General features: G+C 72.2%; 15 protein-coding genes. 10 read left to right on the forward strand and 5 right to left on the reverse strand.

Annotated features, from left to right (window positions below):
* Positions 1 to 6: 6 nt before the first annotated feature.
* From ACLBWP_RS01845 to ACLBWP_RS01855, 3 genes are read right to left on the reverse strand one after another with little or no spacing between them, the layout of a single operon-like run.
* Complete coding sequence (locus tag ACLBWP_RS01845) at positions 7 to 954, reverse strand: OmpA/MotB family protein (RefSeq protein ID WP_243563346.1); 948 nt, start codon at positions 952 to 954, stop codon at positions 7 to 9.
* A 2-nt stretch (positions 955 to 956) separates the two neighbouring features.
* Complete coding sequence (locus tag ACLBWP_RS01850; RefSeq protein WP_447653795.1) at positions 957 to 1802, reverse strand: motility protein A; 846 nt, start codon at positions 1800 to 1802, stop codon at positions 957 to 959.
* A gap of 1 nt (position 1803) precedes the next feature.
* Positions 1804 to 2094, reverse strand: a complete 291-nt coding sequence (locus ACLBWP_RS01855) for a flagellar FlbD family protein (RefSeq protein ID WP_243563348.1) — start codon at positions 2092 to 2094, stop codon at positions 1804 to 1806.
* Between the two features lie 208 nt (positions 2095 to 2302).
* On the opposite strand from ACLBWP_RS01855, the gene ACLBWP_RS01860 reads away from it, so the two are divergent.
* The 5 genes from ACLBWP_RS01860 (at position 2303) to ACLBWP_RS01880 (ending at position 6483) form a co-directional block, all read left to right on the forward strand.
* Complete coding sequence (locus tag ACLBWP_RS01860; RefSeq protein WP_243563349.1) at positions 2303 to 3148, forward strand: DUF4397 domain-containing protein; 846 nt, start codon at positions 2303 to 2305, stop codon at positions 3146 to 3148.
* A 26-nt stretch (positions 3149 to 3174) separates the two neighbouring features.
* A complete protein-coding gene (locus ACLBWP_RS01865; RefSeq protein WP_447653796.1) occupies positions 3175 to 3807 on the forward strand; it encodes a class F sortase in 633 nt (210 codons plus the stop codon).
* A 53-nt stretch (positions 3808 to 3860) separates the two neighbouring features.
* Positions 3861 to 4448 (forward strand): RNA polymerase sigma factor, encoded by a 588-nt coding sequence (locus ACLBWP_RS01870; RefSeq protein WP_243563351.1) that lies wholly within the window; start codon positions 3861 to 3863, stop codon positions 4446 to 4448.
* Positions 4445 to 5248, forward strand: a complete 804-nt coding sequence (locus ACLBWP_RS01875; RefSeq protein WP_243563352.1) for an anti-sigma factor — start codon at positions 4445 to 4447, stop codon at positions 5246 to 5248. The genes ACLBWP_RS01870 and ACLBWP_RS01875 overlap by 4 nt, the downstream gene beginning before the upstream one ends.
* 137 nt (positions 5249 to 5385) lie before the next feature.
* Positions 5386 to 6483 carry a DUF475 domain-containing protein gene (locus ACLBWP_RS01880; protein WP_447653797.1) on the forward strand — a complete coding sequence of 366 codons (1098 nt, stop codon included), beginning with the start codon at positions 5386 to 5388 and terminating at the stop codon, positions 6481 to 6483.
* 40 nt (positions 6484 to 6523) lie between these two features.
* On the opposite strand, the gene ACLBWP_RS01885 is transcribed toward ACLBWP_RS01880, so the two are convergent.
* Entirely contained in the window at positions 6524 to 8113 is a 1590-nt protein-coding gene (locus ACLBWP_RS01885; RefSeq protein ID WP_447653798.1) for a Na+/H+ antiporter, read from the reverse strand.
* Positions 8114 to 8166: 53 nt separating this feature from the next.
* Here ACLBWP_RS01885 and ACLBWP_RS01890 point away from each other — a divergent pair, with 53 nt between their 5' ends.
* The 5 genes from ACLBWP_RS01890 (at position 8167) to ACLBWP_RS01910 (ending at position 12426) form a co-directional block, all read left to right on the forward strand.
* On the forward strand, positions 8167 to 9369 hold the full coding sequence (locus ACLBWP_RS01890) for an MFS transporter (protein ID WP_447653799.1): 1203 nt from the start codon (positions 8167 to 8169) through the stop codon (positions 9367 to 9369).
* A gap of 153 nt (positions 9370 to 9522) precedes the next feature.
* A complete protein-coding gene (locus ACLBWP_RS01895; protein WP_447653800.1) occupies positions 9523 to 10188 on the forward strand; it encodes an AmiS/UreI family transporter in 666 nt (221 codons plus the stop codon).
* Positions 10189 to 10208: 20 nt separating this feature from the next.
* Positions 10209 to 11438, forward strand: coding sequence for an acyl-CoA dehydrogenase family protein (locus ACLBWP_RS01900; RefSeq protein WP_447653801.1), 1230 nt, complete (start codon positions 10209 to 10211; stop codon positions 11436 to 11438).
* A 142-nt stretch (positions 11439 to 11580) separates the two neighbouring features.
* The gene (locus ACLBWP_RS01905) at positions 11581 to 12015 is read left to right on the forward strand and encodes a VOC family protein (protein WP_447653802.1); all 435 of its coding nucleotides are present in this window, start codon (positions 11581 to 11583) and stop codon (positions 12013 to 12015) included.
* Positions 12016 to 12060: 45 nt separating this feature from the next.
* On the forward strand, positions 12061 to 12426 hold the full coding sequence (locus tag ACLBWP_RS01910; RefSeq protein WP_447653803.1) for a hypothetical protein: 366 nt from the start codon (positions 12061 to 12063) through the stop codon (positions 12424 to 12426).
* On the opposite strand, the gene ACLBWP_RS01915 is transcribed toward ACLBWP_RS01910, so the two are convergent.
* Positions 12416 to 13081 (reverse strand): dihydrofolate reductase family protein, encoded by a 666-nt coding sequence (locus ACLBWP_RS01915; protein WP_447653804.1) that lies wholly within the window; start codon positions 13079 to 13081, stop codon positions 12416 to 12418. The genes ACLBWP_RS01910 and ACLBWP_RS01915 overlap by 11 nt on opposite strands.
* Between the last annotated feature and the right edge of the window lie 14 nt (positions 13082 to 13095).

Genomic DNA, 13095 nt, shown 5'->3' on the forward strand with positions numbered 1-13095 from the left:
CCCGGGCTACCCGGTCGTGCTCCCGTTCGCCGTGTCCTGTGCCTGGGCCAGCGCGGGCATCAGCGCGCTGACGTCCTGGTCCTGGTTCGACAGCACCACGATGTCGACCCGGCGGTTCAGGGCGTTGTCGGCGTCGGTCGCGCCCTTGGCCAGCGGGCGACTCGATCCGAAGCCGACGCTCTGCACGTGCTCCCCCGGCATCCCGCCGCGTTCGACCAGGTCGCGGAGCACCCCGGTCGCCCGCGCCGCGCTGAGCTCCCAGTTGGTGGCGTACGGCGCGGTCGAGTTCCGCTGGTCGGCGTGGCCCTCGACGCTGACGTCGTGGCCGGCGCCCTTGAGCACCGGGGCGATGGCGTCCATGATCGTCCTCGCCTGCGCGGACAGGTCGGCGCTGTTCGTGCCGAAGTACGTCTCGCTGCCGACCAGCCGCACGGTCAGCCCGCGGGAGTCGACCGTGAACTGCACGTTCGCGGTCTGCCCGGCCTTGTCGAGGTTGCCGGTGATGGCCTTCTGGATCGCCTTCAGGTCGTCGAGCTCCTTGGTGGCCGCCGCGACGTCCTGCTTGCTGGCCGTGGCCGGCACCGCCGTCGACGCCGGGTCGACGTTGGTGTCCTTCGCGCCGGACGCGGCGGTCGAGTGGTCGGCCTTCGCGTCGTCCGTCGAGTAGCCCTTGCCGTCCTTCACCTGGTCGGCCTTGACGACGGTACCGCTGGCCGTGTCGATCTTGGCCGTCTTGACCTCGCCGAAGCCCGTCGCCAACGAGTTCTTCAGCGCGATGTACTTCTGCTGGTCCACCGTCGACATCGCGAAGAGCACCAGGAACATGCACATCAGGACGGTGATCATGTCCATGTAGGACGCCATCCACCGCTCGTCGGGGTGCTCGGCGTCGTCGTGGCCGCCCTTCTTGCGGCCGCCGCGACCGCGTCCGTGCCCGCGGGGGTTCGCGCTCATCGTCAGGCCGCCAGCTGCTCGTCGTCGGCGTCGGCGCTGCCGCCGCCCTTGCCGGCCTTGCCCTTGCCCGCCTTGCCCTTGCCGGCCGCCGCCTCGTTCCGCGCGGCCGGCGGCACCATGGCCTTCAGACGCTCCCCGAGCAGGCGCGGCTGGCTGCCGGCCTGCACCGCGAGCAGTCCTTCCATCAGCAGGGTCTGCCGGTCGGACTCCAGCTGCGCGAGCTTGCGGAGCTTGCCGCCGATCGGCAGCCACATGAAGTTCGCCGTGAGCAGGCCCCAGAGCGTCGCGACGAACGCACTCGCGATCAGCGGGCCCAGTTCGTCGGGTTTGCCGAGGTTCGCCAGCACGTGGGTCAGCGACACGACGGTGCCGATGATCCCGACGGTCGGGGCGAAGCCGCCCAGGCCCATGAAGAACGAGCTCGCGCTGCGCATCGGTGCCGCGTTCGACTCGATCTCGTCCTCCAGCAGGATCCGCAGCTCGTCACCGTCGGTGCCGTCGGCGATGTTCTGCAGCGCCCTCTTCATGAACGGGTCGTCGTGCTTGTCCGCCTCTTGTTCGAGGGCGAGCAGGCCGTTGGACCGCGCGACCTCGGCCAGGCCGACGACGTCGTCGATGACCGCGGCGGGCGGCGTGACCTTGCCGGTGAACGCCTTCGGTGCGGCCTTGAAGCTCGCGATGGCGTCCTTGAGCGTGGTGCTCGCGACCCCGGCGCCGATGGTGGCGCCGAAGACGAGCAGGATCGGGGCCGGCAGGAACAGTCCGCCGAGCTCGACGTGCTCCATCTCGATCATGCCGAACAGGGCACCGAAGGCGAGCAGGATCCCGATGATCGTCGCGATGTCCACGTCAGCGCCCCCCGTCCAGCGAGCGCGGGGCCGGAGCGGCGTGCAGCGGGGCCACCGCGGCCAGGGTGGGCTGCGGGCCGGTGGCGGTGCCGACGTCCGTGCCGTACGCCATGGTGACGATCCGGGCGCGGTACGCGGCGATCCGGTCGATGACCTCGGCCATGGACTCGCGGACGATGTACTTCGCCCCGTCGACCATGATGAGCGTGGTGTCCGGCGTCTCCTGGATGCGTTCCACGAGGTCGGGGTTGACAGCGAATGCACTGTCGTTGAGTCGTGTGACGACGATCATCTGGTCCGTCCCTGGTGTGTCGTCCCGCCACCGTCCGTGGGGCAGGTCCTGCTGGCCGCCCGTCCGTGGGTGGTCAGTGCGCTCTATCGGCCGGGACCGCCACGCCGTAAGTCACGACCGGGTGCATCCGATCAGGGTGGTGCGCCGGTAGTGGGGGTAGTGGGGCGTCGACGACGACGTCCCCGAACCCACCACCAGGAGGAACACCATGCGGAAGAACCTCGTCACCGGCATCAGCGCCGGTGCCCTGCTCGCAGCCCTCGCGCTCGCGGTCCCGACGGCCACGGCGTCCGCGGCGACGTCCGACGCCACGCTCTCCGTCCTGCACGCGGTCCCGAACACCACCGTGGACGTCTACCTCGACGGCAAGCGCGCCATCGACGACTTCAAGCCCGGCACCCTCGCGGGCCCGATGATGGTCCCCGCCGGAGCGCACACGCTGGCCATCACGGCGAGTGACGCCACCGACGACTCCAAGCCGATCATCGGCCCGGCGGACGTCTCGTTCACCGCCGGCGGCAACTACACCGCCGTCGCGCACCTGAAGGCCGACGGCACCCCGACCGCCACGGTCTTCACGAACGACACCTCGGCCGTCCCCGCCGGTCAGGGTCGTCTCATCGTCCGCCACGTCGCAGCAGCACCCGCGGTCGACGTGCTCGCGGGCGGGAAGGCCGTGGTGTCCAACCTGTCGAACCCGGACGAGAAGGCGCTCGTGCTCCCCGCCGGCACCGTCTCGGCCTCGGTCGCAGCGACCGGCACCACTGCCCCGGTCATCGGCCCGGCGGACGTCGCCGTGCAGTCCGGCACCGACACGATCGTGTACGCGTGGGGCAGCCTGAACGACAAGAACCTGGCGCTCGCCACCCAGACCATCACCGGCCTGGGCAACCCGAACGGCGTTCCGGCCGGCAACGCCGGACTCGTCGCGACGAACCGTCCCGACAGCACCACCCCGCTCGCGATCGGCGGCGGCGCAGCGGTGCTGCTCGCCGGTCTCGTGGTCGTCGTCCTGCGTCGTCGTGGCGCAGGCGACCGGGCAGCACGGCGCTGACCGTGCGGCTCCGGGTCGGGGCGGCGGTGGCGGTACCCCTTGCCGCCGCCGTCGCCCTGACCTGCCTGACCGGGTGTTCGTCGGTGGCTCCGTCCTCCGGCGGGCACCCGCTGCCGACCGCGATGGCCTCCAGCACACCGACTCCCGTCCCGTCGGCGTTCTCCACCGCGGTGCCCCAGCAGAGCGCCGCACTCCCGCGTGACGTGGCACCGACGGTCGCTCCCGCACGGATCGCCGTCGCCGGCCTGCCCATCGACCAACCCGTGCAGCCCGAGGGGGTCGACGACACCGGCGCGATGTCCCTGCCGGCGGACCCCGCGACCGCCGGGTGGTGGAAGTTCGGCCCCGGACCGACCTCGACCACCGGGACGACCGTCATCGCGGCACACGTCGACGCGGTCGGGTACGGCATCGGCCCGTTCGCCCACCTGGTCGACGTGCCGAGCGGCACCGTCATCACCCTCACCGGCGCCGATGGCTCGACCACCCGCTACCAGGTGCAGAGCGTCGACCTGATCCGCAAGACCGGGGTGCCCTGGGCGAGCATCTTCGACCAGGACGGACCTCGGCGGCTGGTGCTCGTCACCTGCGGCGGGGCCTTCAACACCACCACCCACCACTACGACAGCAACCTCGTGGTCACCGCCACACCGCAGTGACCGATCCCCGACTCCCGACCGCGACCCGGCCCGACGCCCTAGCATCGGGACAGGTGCCCATCGCGGTCACCGGAAGGCCCCACGACGACGTGACGATCACACCACCCGACGACACCGCGCTCGCCGACGCGTTCGGCAGCGGCGACGAGCGTGTCCTGCGCTCGGTGTACGAGCGTTGGTCGCCCCTGGTGCACACGCTCGCACTCCGCTCGCTCGCCGACGTCGCCGCGGCCGAGGACGTCACCCAGCAGGTGTTCGTCCGGGCGTGGCGCAGTCGCTCCACCTACGACCCGGCCAAGGCGCCACTCGGTGCCTGGCTGGTCGGCATCGCCCGGAACTGCATCACCGACGCCCACACCGAACGCACCCGGCGCCTGCGACTCACCCTGGCGGTCGCCGGGGAGGAAGCCGCGGCCCCCACGGCCGAGGACGTCACCGACGGACTCGCCGAGCGGGTGATGGTCGCGGGCGAGCTCGACCGGCTGGACGAGGTCCCCCGCACGGTGATGCGACTGGCGTTCTACGAGGAACTCAGCCACCGTGAGATCGCCGAACGGCTCGACCTGCCGCTCGGCACCGTGAAGAGCCACATCCGTCGAAGTCTGGCTCGGCTCCGAATGCGATTGGAGGTGATCGAATGAACCACATCGACGAGGAGACCCTCGCGCTGCTCGCCATCGGCGAGGTGGGCCCGTCGGGCGCGGAAGCCGAGCACCTCGCGGCATGCCCCACGTGCCGGGACGAACTCGACGACCTCCGACGCGTGGTGTCCGTTGCACGCAGTGCCGAGGGCGTCGCGATGGAACGCCCGGCCCCGGCCGTGTGGGACCGGATCGCCACCGACCTCGGCTTCGACACCCACCGCACGGACACGGCGTGGGAGGAACCGGCTCCCGTCGTCCCGGCGCCCGTCGAACAGGAACCGACCGACGCCGCCCCCGCAGCGACACCGGCACCCCCGTCCGACGTCGCACCCCGACGCCGTGGTCGCATCCGCCGCCGCACCGTCGCCCTGCTCACCGCGGGGGTCGGGATCGTGGCGCTCGTGGCCGGGATCGGTGTGGGCGCGGTCCTGTTCCGCAGTGACGACCCCGCGGCCACGGTCGTGTCGCGCACGGCCCTGGACCCGCTGCCCGGGTGGAACGGTGCCGCCGGCAGCGCCGAACTCGAGCGCGACGCCCAGGGCCGACTCATGCTCGTCGTCGACCTGGACCACAAGGCGACCGAGGGCCAGGCACCGCTCCGCGAGGTCTGGATGATGCGCTCGGACCTGCGCGGACTGGTCAGCGTCGGGTTCCTGGACGGCGACACCGGACGGTTCGTGGTGCCCTCGGGCGTCGACCCGTCTCGGTACCCCGTGGTCGACGTCTCCGCCGAGGCCGACGACGGCAACCCGACACACTCGGGCGACTCCGTCGTCCGAGGCACCCTGCGCACCTGACCCGCGCGCGGGGCGCGCGGCGCGTCCACGCAAGGGGGGACCGGGCGTCACCCGATCCGGGGAACCGGCCCGGACCTCCCGGCCCGCGCCCAGCGCCACCGCACGTCCTGCCCAGCTCGGGAGCGCTCCATGGGGCGATGGCCAGATCCCTCCTGACCCTCCCGCTCCTCGTCACCGTCGCGTGCGCCGCGCTGGCGTGGACCGTCCTCGGTCCCGCCGCCGCGGTCGCGTTCGTCGCCCTCGCGATGCTCGAGATCGCGATGGCGGCCGACTCCTCGGTGCCGATGGCCGGCATCGCGGGCCGCCTGCACTCCCCCGCCAGACGCCTGTTCCTGTCGCTCGGGATCGTCGCCGGTGTCCTCGCGATGCGGCTGATGCTGCCGCCCGCCGCCGTCGCGGTCGGTGACGCCACGGACCCCGCCCAGGCCGTCACCGAGGCCGTCGTCGCCCCGGGCGCCTTCAGCGCCCACTTGCAAGAGGTCCGGCCCGCACTGGCCGCCTTCGGCGCGTCGTTCATCTGGATGGTGTTCGCGGAGTACCTGTTCAACACGGACCGTGCGGCGCGCAGGGCGTGGCTCGGCCGTCTGGAGGCCCGGCTCGCCGCCGTCGCCCGGCCGCGCGCCTGGTCGCTGGTCACCGCCACGGCCGGGGTGGTGCTGACGGGCCTGCTGGTCGGGTCCGACACGGCGTGGGCCGCCGGCGCGGTGCTGCCGGTCGCCATCGGGGGCGCAGCGGGCATCGGGGCGTACCTGACGTCGAAGCGGATCGCCGCGTGGTCGCTCGGCTCCGGGTCCTCGCTGCGCTCGTGGCGGGTCCACACCTACGCGTCGACGGTGGTGTTCGAGCGGGGGCTCGTGGTGTTCATGCTGTTCGAGATCCTGGACGGCGTGTACTCGCTGTCCGGGTCGGGTGTGCTCGGGTCGGACGGGCTCGGCGCGCTCGAGCAGGCGGCCGTCGGTGCGGCGGCGATCGGCGTCGGGGCGCTGTTCCTGGCACGGCTGACCTCGCGCTTGGACCAGGCGGCGGGGCTGAAGCGGCTGCGCCACCTGAAGGCCGGGGCGGCCTACGTGCTCGGTGTGCTGGCGGTCCTGCTGTGGATGAGCCTGCTCGTGCCGATCCCGGGCGTGCTGGTCGGGTGGTTCGGCACCGTCGTCATCGGGTCGGCCCTGGCGTCGTCCCTGCCGTGGCGGGCGTGGGCGCGCCGCGCAGGACTCCAGCGGGCACGCTCGGCCTGAGCGTCGACGCGACGCGGTGCGATGCTGCGCGCCGGGACGCTCAGTCGCGCTCGCCCTGGCGCAGCAGCCGGGTCTCCTCGGCGTCGTACTCGGCGCGCACCTGCCGCAGCACCAGGTCGTCGATGTCCCCGTCGTCGCGCATGCGCAGCACGGTGGCGGCCTTGAGCCGGACGAGCTCCAGCTCGAGCTCGACGGCCGCGCCGCGTTGCTGCAGCAGCGGGTGGTCGTCGTCGTCGCTCTGCTCGGCGCGGACCAGGGCCAGGTGGCCTTCGTAGTCGTCGCGGATGCGCTGCACGAGCTCGGCGTCGACACCAGAGCGCTTCGCGAGCCGGGGCAGGGCGTCGAGTGCCGCTTCGATCGCCCGTCGCTCGGCGGTCCGGCGTTCCTCGATCACCTCGTGGCTGCCGCCGAAGTCTGCCCACCGCACGACGACGGGCAGCACGAGCGACTGCGCGACGATCGTCACGACGACGACCCCGGCCACGACGAACACGATCAGGTCGCGCTCGGGGAACGCGGCGCCGCTCTCGACCATGCGGGGCACGGCGACCGCGGCAGCAAGTGACACGGCGCCCCGGAATCCGGTGAAGCCACTGACGACACGGTCCCGGTGTCCCTCGCGCGGAGACCCGCCGGTGCGGAGGGTCACCAGGCGGACCGCTCCCCACGACAGGTTCAGGAACGCGAACCGCAGGACCACCACCGCGAGCGAGACCAGCCCGATCATGCCGAGGCCGACCAGCAGCTCGCGGGGTTGCAGCTCGCGCACCGCGATCGTGGCCTCGATGCCCACCAGGACGAACAGCGCACCGTTGAGCAGGAAGGTCGCGAACGACCAGAACTGCCGGGTCTGCTGCCGGGTCTCGGCGCGGTCGAGCTTCGGCGCCACCTGGCTCACCACCAGGCCCGCGACCACGACCGCCAGCACGCCGGACGACCCGATCGCCTCGGCGGCCAGGAACGCCACGAACGGCACCAGCAGGGTGAGCAGGTTCTCGAGCACGACGGCGGAGATCCGTCGCAGCACGAGCATCCCGAGCCACGCCACGACCAGTCCGGCGGCGATCCCCCCGGCGTACGACAGCAGGAGCATGCCCGAGACGTTCCACACGGTCAGGGTCTGCTCGCCGGCGGTGACCGCGACCGCGATGCCGTAGATCACCAGGGTGGTGCCGTCGTTGACCAGGCTCTCGGCGCGCAGCACGGTGGTGTTCCGCCGCGGCAGCGAGCGGGTCAGGGCACCGACGGCGGTGGCGTCGGTCGGGGCGACCGCGGCACCGAGCACCCACGCCGGCCCCCACGGCATGCCGAGCAGGTGCAGCAGCGTCGCGACCCCGCCGGCGGTCAGCACGACGAGCAGCGTGCCCATGAGCAGGATGCCGCGGAAGTTCGCGCGGATCTCCCGCAGCGAGATCGTCAGGCTCTCCCAGTACAGCAGGGCTGGCAGGAACAGCAGCAGCACGGCGTCGGCGGGCAGTTCGAGCTTCCCGAACACCGGGATGAAGGCGATGGCGGCGCCGAACGCCAGCAGCAGGACGGGTGGGGCGATCTTCAGACGCCCGGCGACGGCGGCGGTGACGGCGATCGCCGTGGCGAGCACGACGACGAGTTCGGGTGCGAAGAGTTCCATGTCTCCGGCCAGCCTGGCAGGCGGTGCCTGTGCACGGGGAGCAGGATCGACGTGTGGACATCCCGGCGACGCTGCCCTCGACCCGACTGCACCGAGTCGCCCTCTTCGCGACGTCGACCATGACCGGGTTCGGCATCGCGTCCTGGATCACCCGGACACCGTCGGTGCGCGCCGACCTCGCGGCGTCGATCGAGGCGATGGGCTTCGTGCTGTTCGGCCTGTCGATCGGATCGATGCTCGGGATCCTCGGCGCCGGCGTCCTGCTGCGGCGGATCGGCCCGAAGCCGCTCATCCTGGCCGGTGGCGCCCTGCCCGTCGTCGGCACGCTGCTGGTCGGGCTGCTCGCACCCGCGCAGCTGGCGGCCGGGGTCTGGGTGGGGCTGTTCCTGATCGGGTTCGGCGCCGGGATCGCCGAGATCGGGCTCAACGTCGAGGCTGCCGCGGTCGAACGCGTCGTCGACAAGCCCGTCGTCCCCGTCCTGCACGCGTGCTTCAGCCTGGGCTCGGTCGCCGGCGGCATCGTCGGGATCGCGATGACCGCGTGGCGCGTCCCGGTCGTGGTGCACCTGCCGATCGCGGCCGGTGTGATGGCGGCACTCGCCCTGACGGCCGTGCTGACGATCCGCCCGATGCCCCGGCTCGACGAGCCCGTGACCGACAGCGCCGCGACCAGCACCGCGGCACCGTCGACGCGCCGGTCCGTCATCACCGTCCAACTGCTCCTGATCGCGGTGATCACGCTCGCGATGGCCTTCGCCGAGGGCGCCGCGAGCGACTGGCTCCCGCTGCTGATGACCACCGACCACGACGCCCCCGAGGTCCTCGGGTCGCTCGTGTTCACCGGCTTCGCCCTCGCGATGCTGATCGGCCGGTCGGCCGGCACCCCGCTGGTGACCCGCTTCGGGCGCGGTGCCGTCGTCCGGGCGTGCGGCGTCGTCGGACTGGTCGGCGTGCTCGCGGTCGTCGTCTCGCCGACGCCGATCGTCACCGCTGCCGCCGCCGTCGTCTGGGGTCTCGGGATCGCCCTCGGGTTCCCGCTCGCCGTGTCGGCCGCCGGCGACCACCCGACCGACGGCGACCGCCGCGTGTCGGTCGTGGCGACCGCCGGGTACGTGGCGTTCCTGGTCGGCCCGCCCGCGCTCGGGTTCCTGGGCGAGCACCTCGGACTGCGTCTGGCGATGCTCGTACCCGCCGTCCTGCTCGCCGTCACGGTCGTCGTCGCCCGCGCCGCCGGAGCGCAACGCACCGCCGCCTGACCAGTCACACGACGACACGTACCGTCACACGACGACACGCACCGCCACCGGACGACACCGACGGACGACACGCGACGTCACACGGCGACCACCTTCGTCACCTGGCGCCGCAGGCCTTCCGACGGCCGTGATCCGCTCGCTAGCGTCCCCCGCATGGCGCTCATCTGCTTGGTCCTGTCCGGGGCAGCACTCCTGGTCAACGGTCTCACCCTGCTCGGGCATGTGCCCGGTCGCGACAGCGGCGTGTTCAACGTCCTGATCGGCGGCCTGCAACTCGTGCTCTGCATCGCCGTCGCCGTGTCGGCCGACGGTTCCCTGCCCGCGCTCTTCGCGATCGCCGGCACCTTCCTGTTCGGGCTCACCTACCTGTACGTCGGGTTGGACGCACTGTTCTCGCTCGGCTCCGTCGGGCTCGGCTGGTTCTGCGGCCTGGTCGCCGCGCTCGCCGTCGTGTTCGCGGTCGTCCACGTCAGCGACGACCCGGTGCTCGCCGTGCTGCGGGCCGGGTGGGCGGTGCTCTGGACGCTGTTCTTCGTCCTGCTCGCCCTCGGCCGCAGCGCGATCACGACCTACACCGGCTGGGCACTCGTGCTGGCCAGCCAGGTCACCACGACCGTGCCGGCGGTGCTCGGACTCACCGGGCACTGGCCGACCGGCCCGGTCGCCACGAGCACCGCGCTGGTGGTGCTGGTCGCGGTGTTCGGCGGCGCCGCCCTGCTCGCACGACGCACCGTTGCACGCACGGCCCTGACCACGACGACACCCGGTGACGGCGACACCGTCACCGCATCCCCCGCCACGGCACCTGCCGCAGCCTGACGACGAGAACGGACTCCACCATGACCACCACCACTCCCGCCCCCGCGACCACGGACGCCCCGAGCGACGAGGCCCTGTCCGCCCGCTTCCGACCGGTCTTCGACCGCATCGCCGCTGGAGCCTCGGAACGGGAACGCGCGCACCGCCTGCCCACCGCCGAGATCCGCGAACTCGCCGACGCCGGGTTCGGAGCCCTGCGCGTCCCCGTCGAGTTCGGCGGCTCCGGCGCGACGCTCCCCCAGCTGTTCCGCCTGCTCACCGAGCTCGCGGCCGCCGACAGCAACCTCCCGCAGGCCCTGCGCGGCCACTTCGCCCTGGTCGAGGACCGCCTGGTCGCTCGATCCGGCCCACGTGACGTGTGGCTCGAACGCTTCGGCCGGGGCGAGATCGCCGGCAACTCGTGGACCGAGGTCGGTTCCGTGCAGATCGGCGACGTCATCACGAAGGTCACGCCCGACCCCGAGGGTGGCTTCCGCATCACCGGGCAGAAGTACTACTCGACGGGCAGCATCTTCGCCGACTGGATCGACACCTACGCCGAGCGCACCGACACCGGCGAACGGGTCATCGCGATCGTCGACGCCCACCAGGACGGCGTCACCCACACCGACGACTGGGACGGGTTCGGCCAGCAGACCACCGGGTCCGGCACGAGCACGTTCCGCGACGCCCGGGTCGGGGCCGACGACGTCGTGCTGTTCGACGACCGGTTCAAGTACCAGACGGCGTTCTACCAAGCGGTGCTGCTCAGCGTGCTCGCCGGGTCCGTGCTGGCGGCCGAGCGCGAGATCGCGCTCGAGGTCAGGAACCGCACCCGGGTGTTCTCGCACGGCAACGCCGACACCTTCGCCGCCGACCCGCAGATCCTGCAGGTCGTCGGCGAGGTCTCAGCCGCCGGCTTCGCGGCCGAGGCCATCGTCGCCCGCGCGGCCGAGGCGCTGCAGGGCGCGTACGAGGGCGCGTTCCTGGACCCGGCCGAGGACGAGCGCCGCAACGACCGCGCCGAGCTCGCGACCGCGCAGGCGCAGGTCGCACTGACGTCGCTCGCGACCCGGGCGACGTCGCACCTGTTCGACGCACTCGCTGCCTCGGGCGTCAGCACCACGAAGAACCTCGACCGGCACTGGCGGAACGCCCGCACCGCGGGCAGCCACAACCCGTGGGTCTTCAAGGCCCGCATCGTCGGTGACCACGCCGTCAACGGCGTCGAGCCGCCGAGGGTCTGGGCGATCGGCGCGACCCGGCGCTGAGTCTGCGGACGGCTGGACCGCCGGACGGGAGGCACGGTGCGGGCCCGCACCGTTCCTCCTGTCCGTCTCCACCCGGCCACCTGGTTGCAGGCACGCGTCCGCGGTGCCAAGGTGTGGTCACACCGCGCGAAGGAGCGTCCACATGCCCATGGTCTTCGTCAACCTGCCTGTCACCGACCTGGACCGGGCGAAGGCGTTCTACGCCTCGCTCGGGTTCACGATCAACCCGCTCTTCACGGACGAGAACGCCGCGTGCGTGATCGTCGAAGACGACCACAGCGCGTTCATGATCCTGCGGCGGGAGTTCTTCCAGAGCTTCACCGACCGACCGGCGGGCGACCCGTCCCAGGCGGTGTCCGTGCTGACCGCGGTGATGCTCGACTCCCGCGACGCCGTCGACCAGGTCGTGGCGTCGGGTGTCGGTGCCGGCGGTTCCGAGGCCCGGCCCGCGACCGATCTGGGGTTCATGTACCAGCGGCAGCTCACCGATCCGGACGGCAACGTGCTGGAGTTCGGGTGGATGGACCCGAAGGCCGCCGAGCAGGGCCCCGACGCAGCAGCTGCCGAACAGGCCTGACGCCACTGCTCGGGTCGGGGCCGGACGGGGCGCTAGCATCGCGCCATGACCGCCGTTTCCGAACCGTCCTCGCCCGGGCGGGCGATCGCGTTCTGGCTCTGCGGAGCGCTCGGTGTTCCCGTCACCACGCTCGGATGGCTGTGGATGTGGGGCGTCTCCGAAGAAGCCACACGGGGAACGGCGAGCGGGGCGACACAGGGCGCGTCGATCACCTTCATGGTCGCGCCGCTCGTGGTCATGCACCTGGTCGGGATCGTCGTGCTGGCGTCCGTGGCACGAGGTCGACCGTACGGACGCGTCCTGCGGGTGGCGCTCACCGTCGTCGTCGCCTCGGCGCTCGGCCTGGCGATCGCGCTGTCCGTGACCGGCGGACAGCTCGTCGTGCCCGGGCAGCTGCCCTTCAGCCCCTGACGGGCGGTTCGGCGCGGCGGTCGAAGGTCAGGTGGACGACGCCGGTCGGGGACGGCTCGGCGACGACGTCGAAGCGGTCCTCGAGCCCCTCGAGACCGTCCCACAGACGTTCGCCACGGCCGAGCACGATGGGCACCACGACCACGTGCAGGTGGTCGACCAGGTCTGCCTGCAGGAACTCGCGGACGGTCTCGACCCCGCCGCCGATCCGGACGTCGGTGTCCGGCGCGAGCGCACGTGCCTGTGCGAGCGCCTCGGCCGGCCCGGCATCGACGAAGTGGAAGGTCGTGCCGCCCTGCATGACGAGCGGCTCGCGCGGGTGGTGGGTCAGCACGATGACGGGCGTGTGGAACGGCGGCTCGTCCCCCCACCAGCCGGTCCAGCCGTCGTCCGGCCACGGGCCACGCTGCGGGCCGAACTTGTTGCGGCCCATGATCTCGACGCCGATGCCGGGCGTCCACCTGCGGGCGTGGACGTCGTCGACGTCGGTGGAGCCTCCAGACGCTCCCTGCATCCCGCGGAACGTCGCTGTCTGCATGAACCAGCTCATCAGCCGGCCGTCGGCGTGCCCGAAGGGCCGGTCGGCCGACTGGTCCGCACCGGCACCGAAGCCGTCGAGCGAGACCGCGAAGTTGTGCACCCTGACCGTCGACATGCCGCCACAGTATT

The organism is Microbacterium sp. M1A1_1b, from assembly GCF_053345565.1.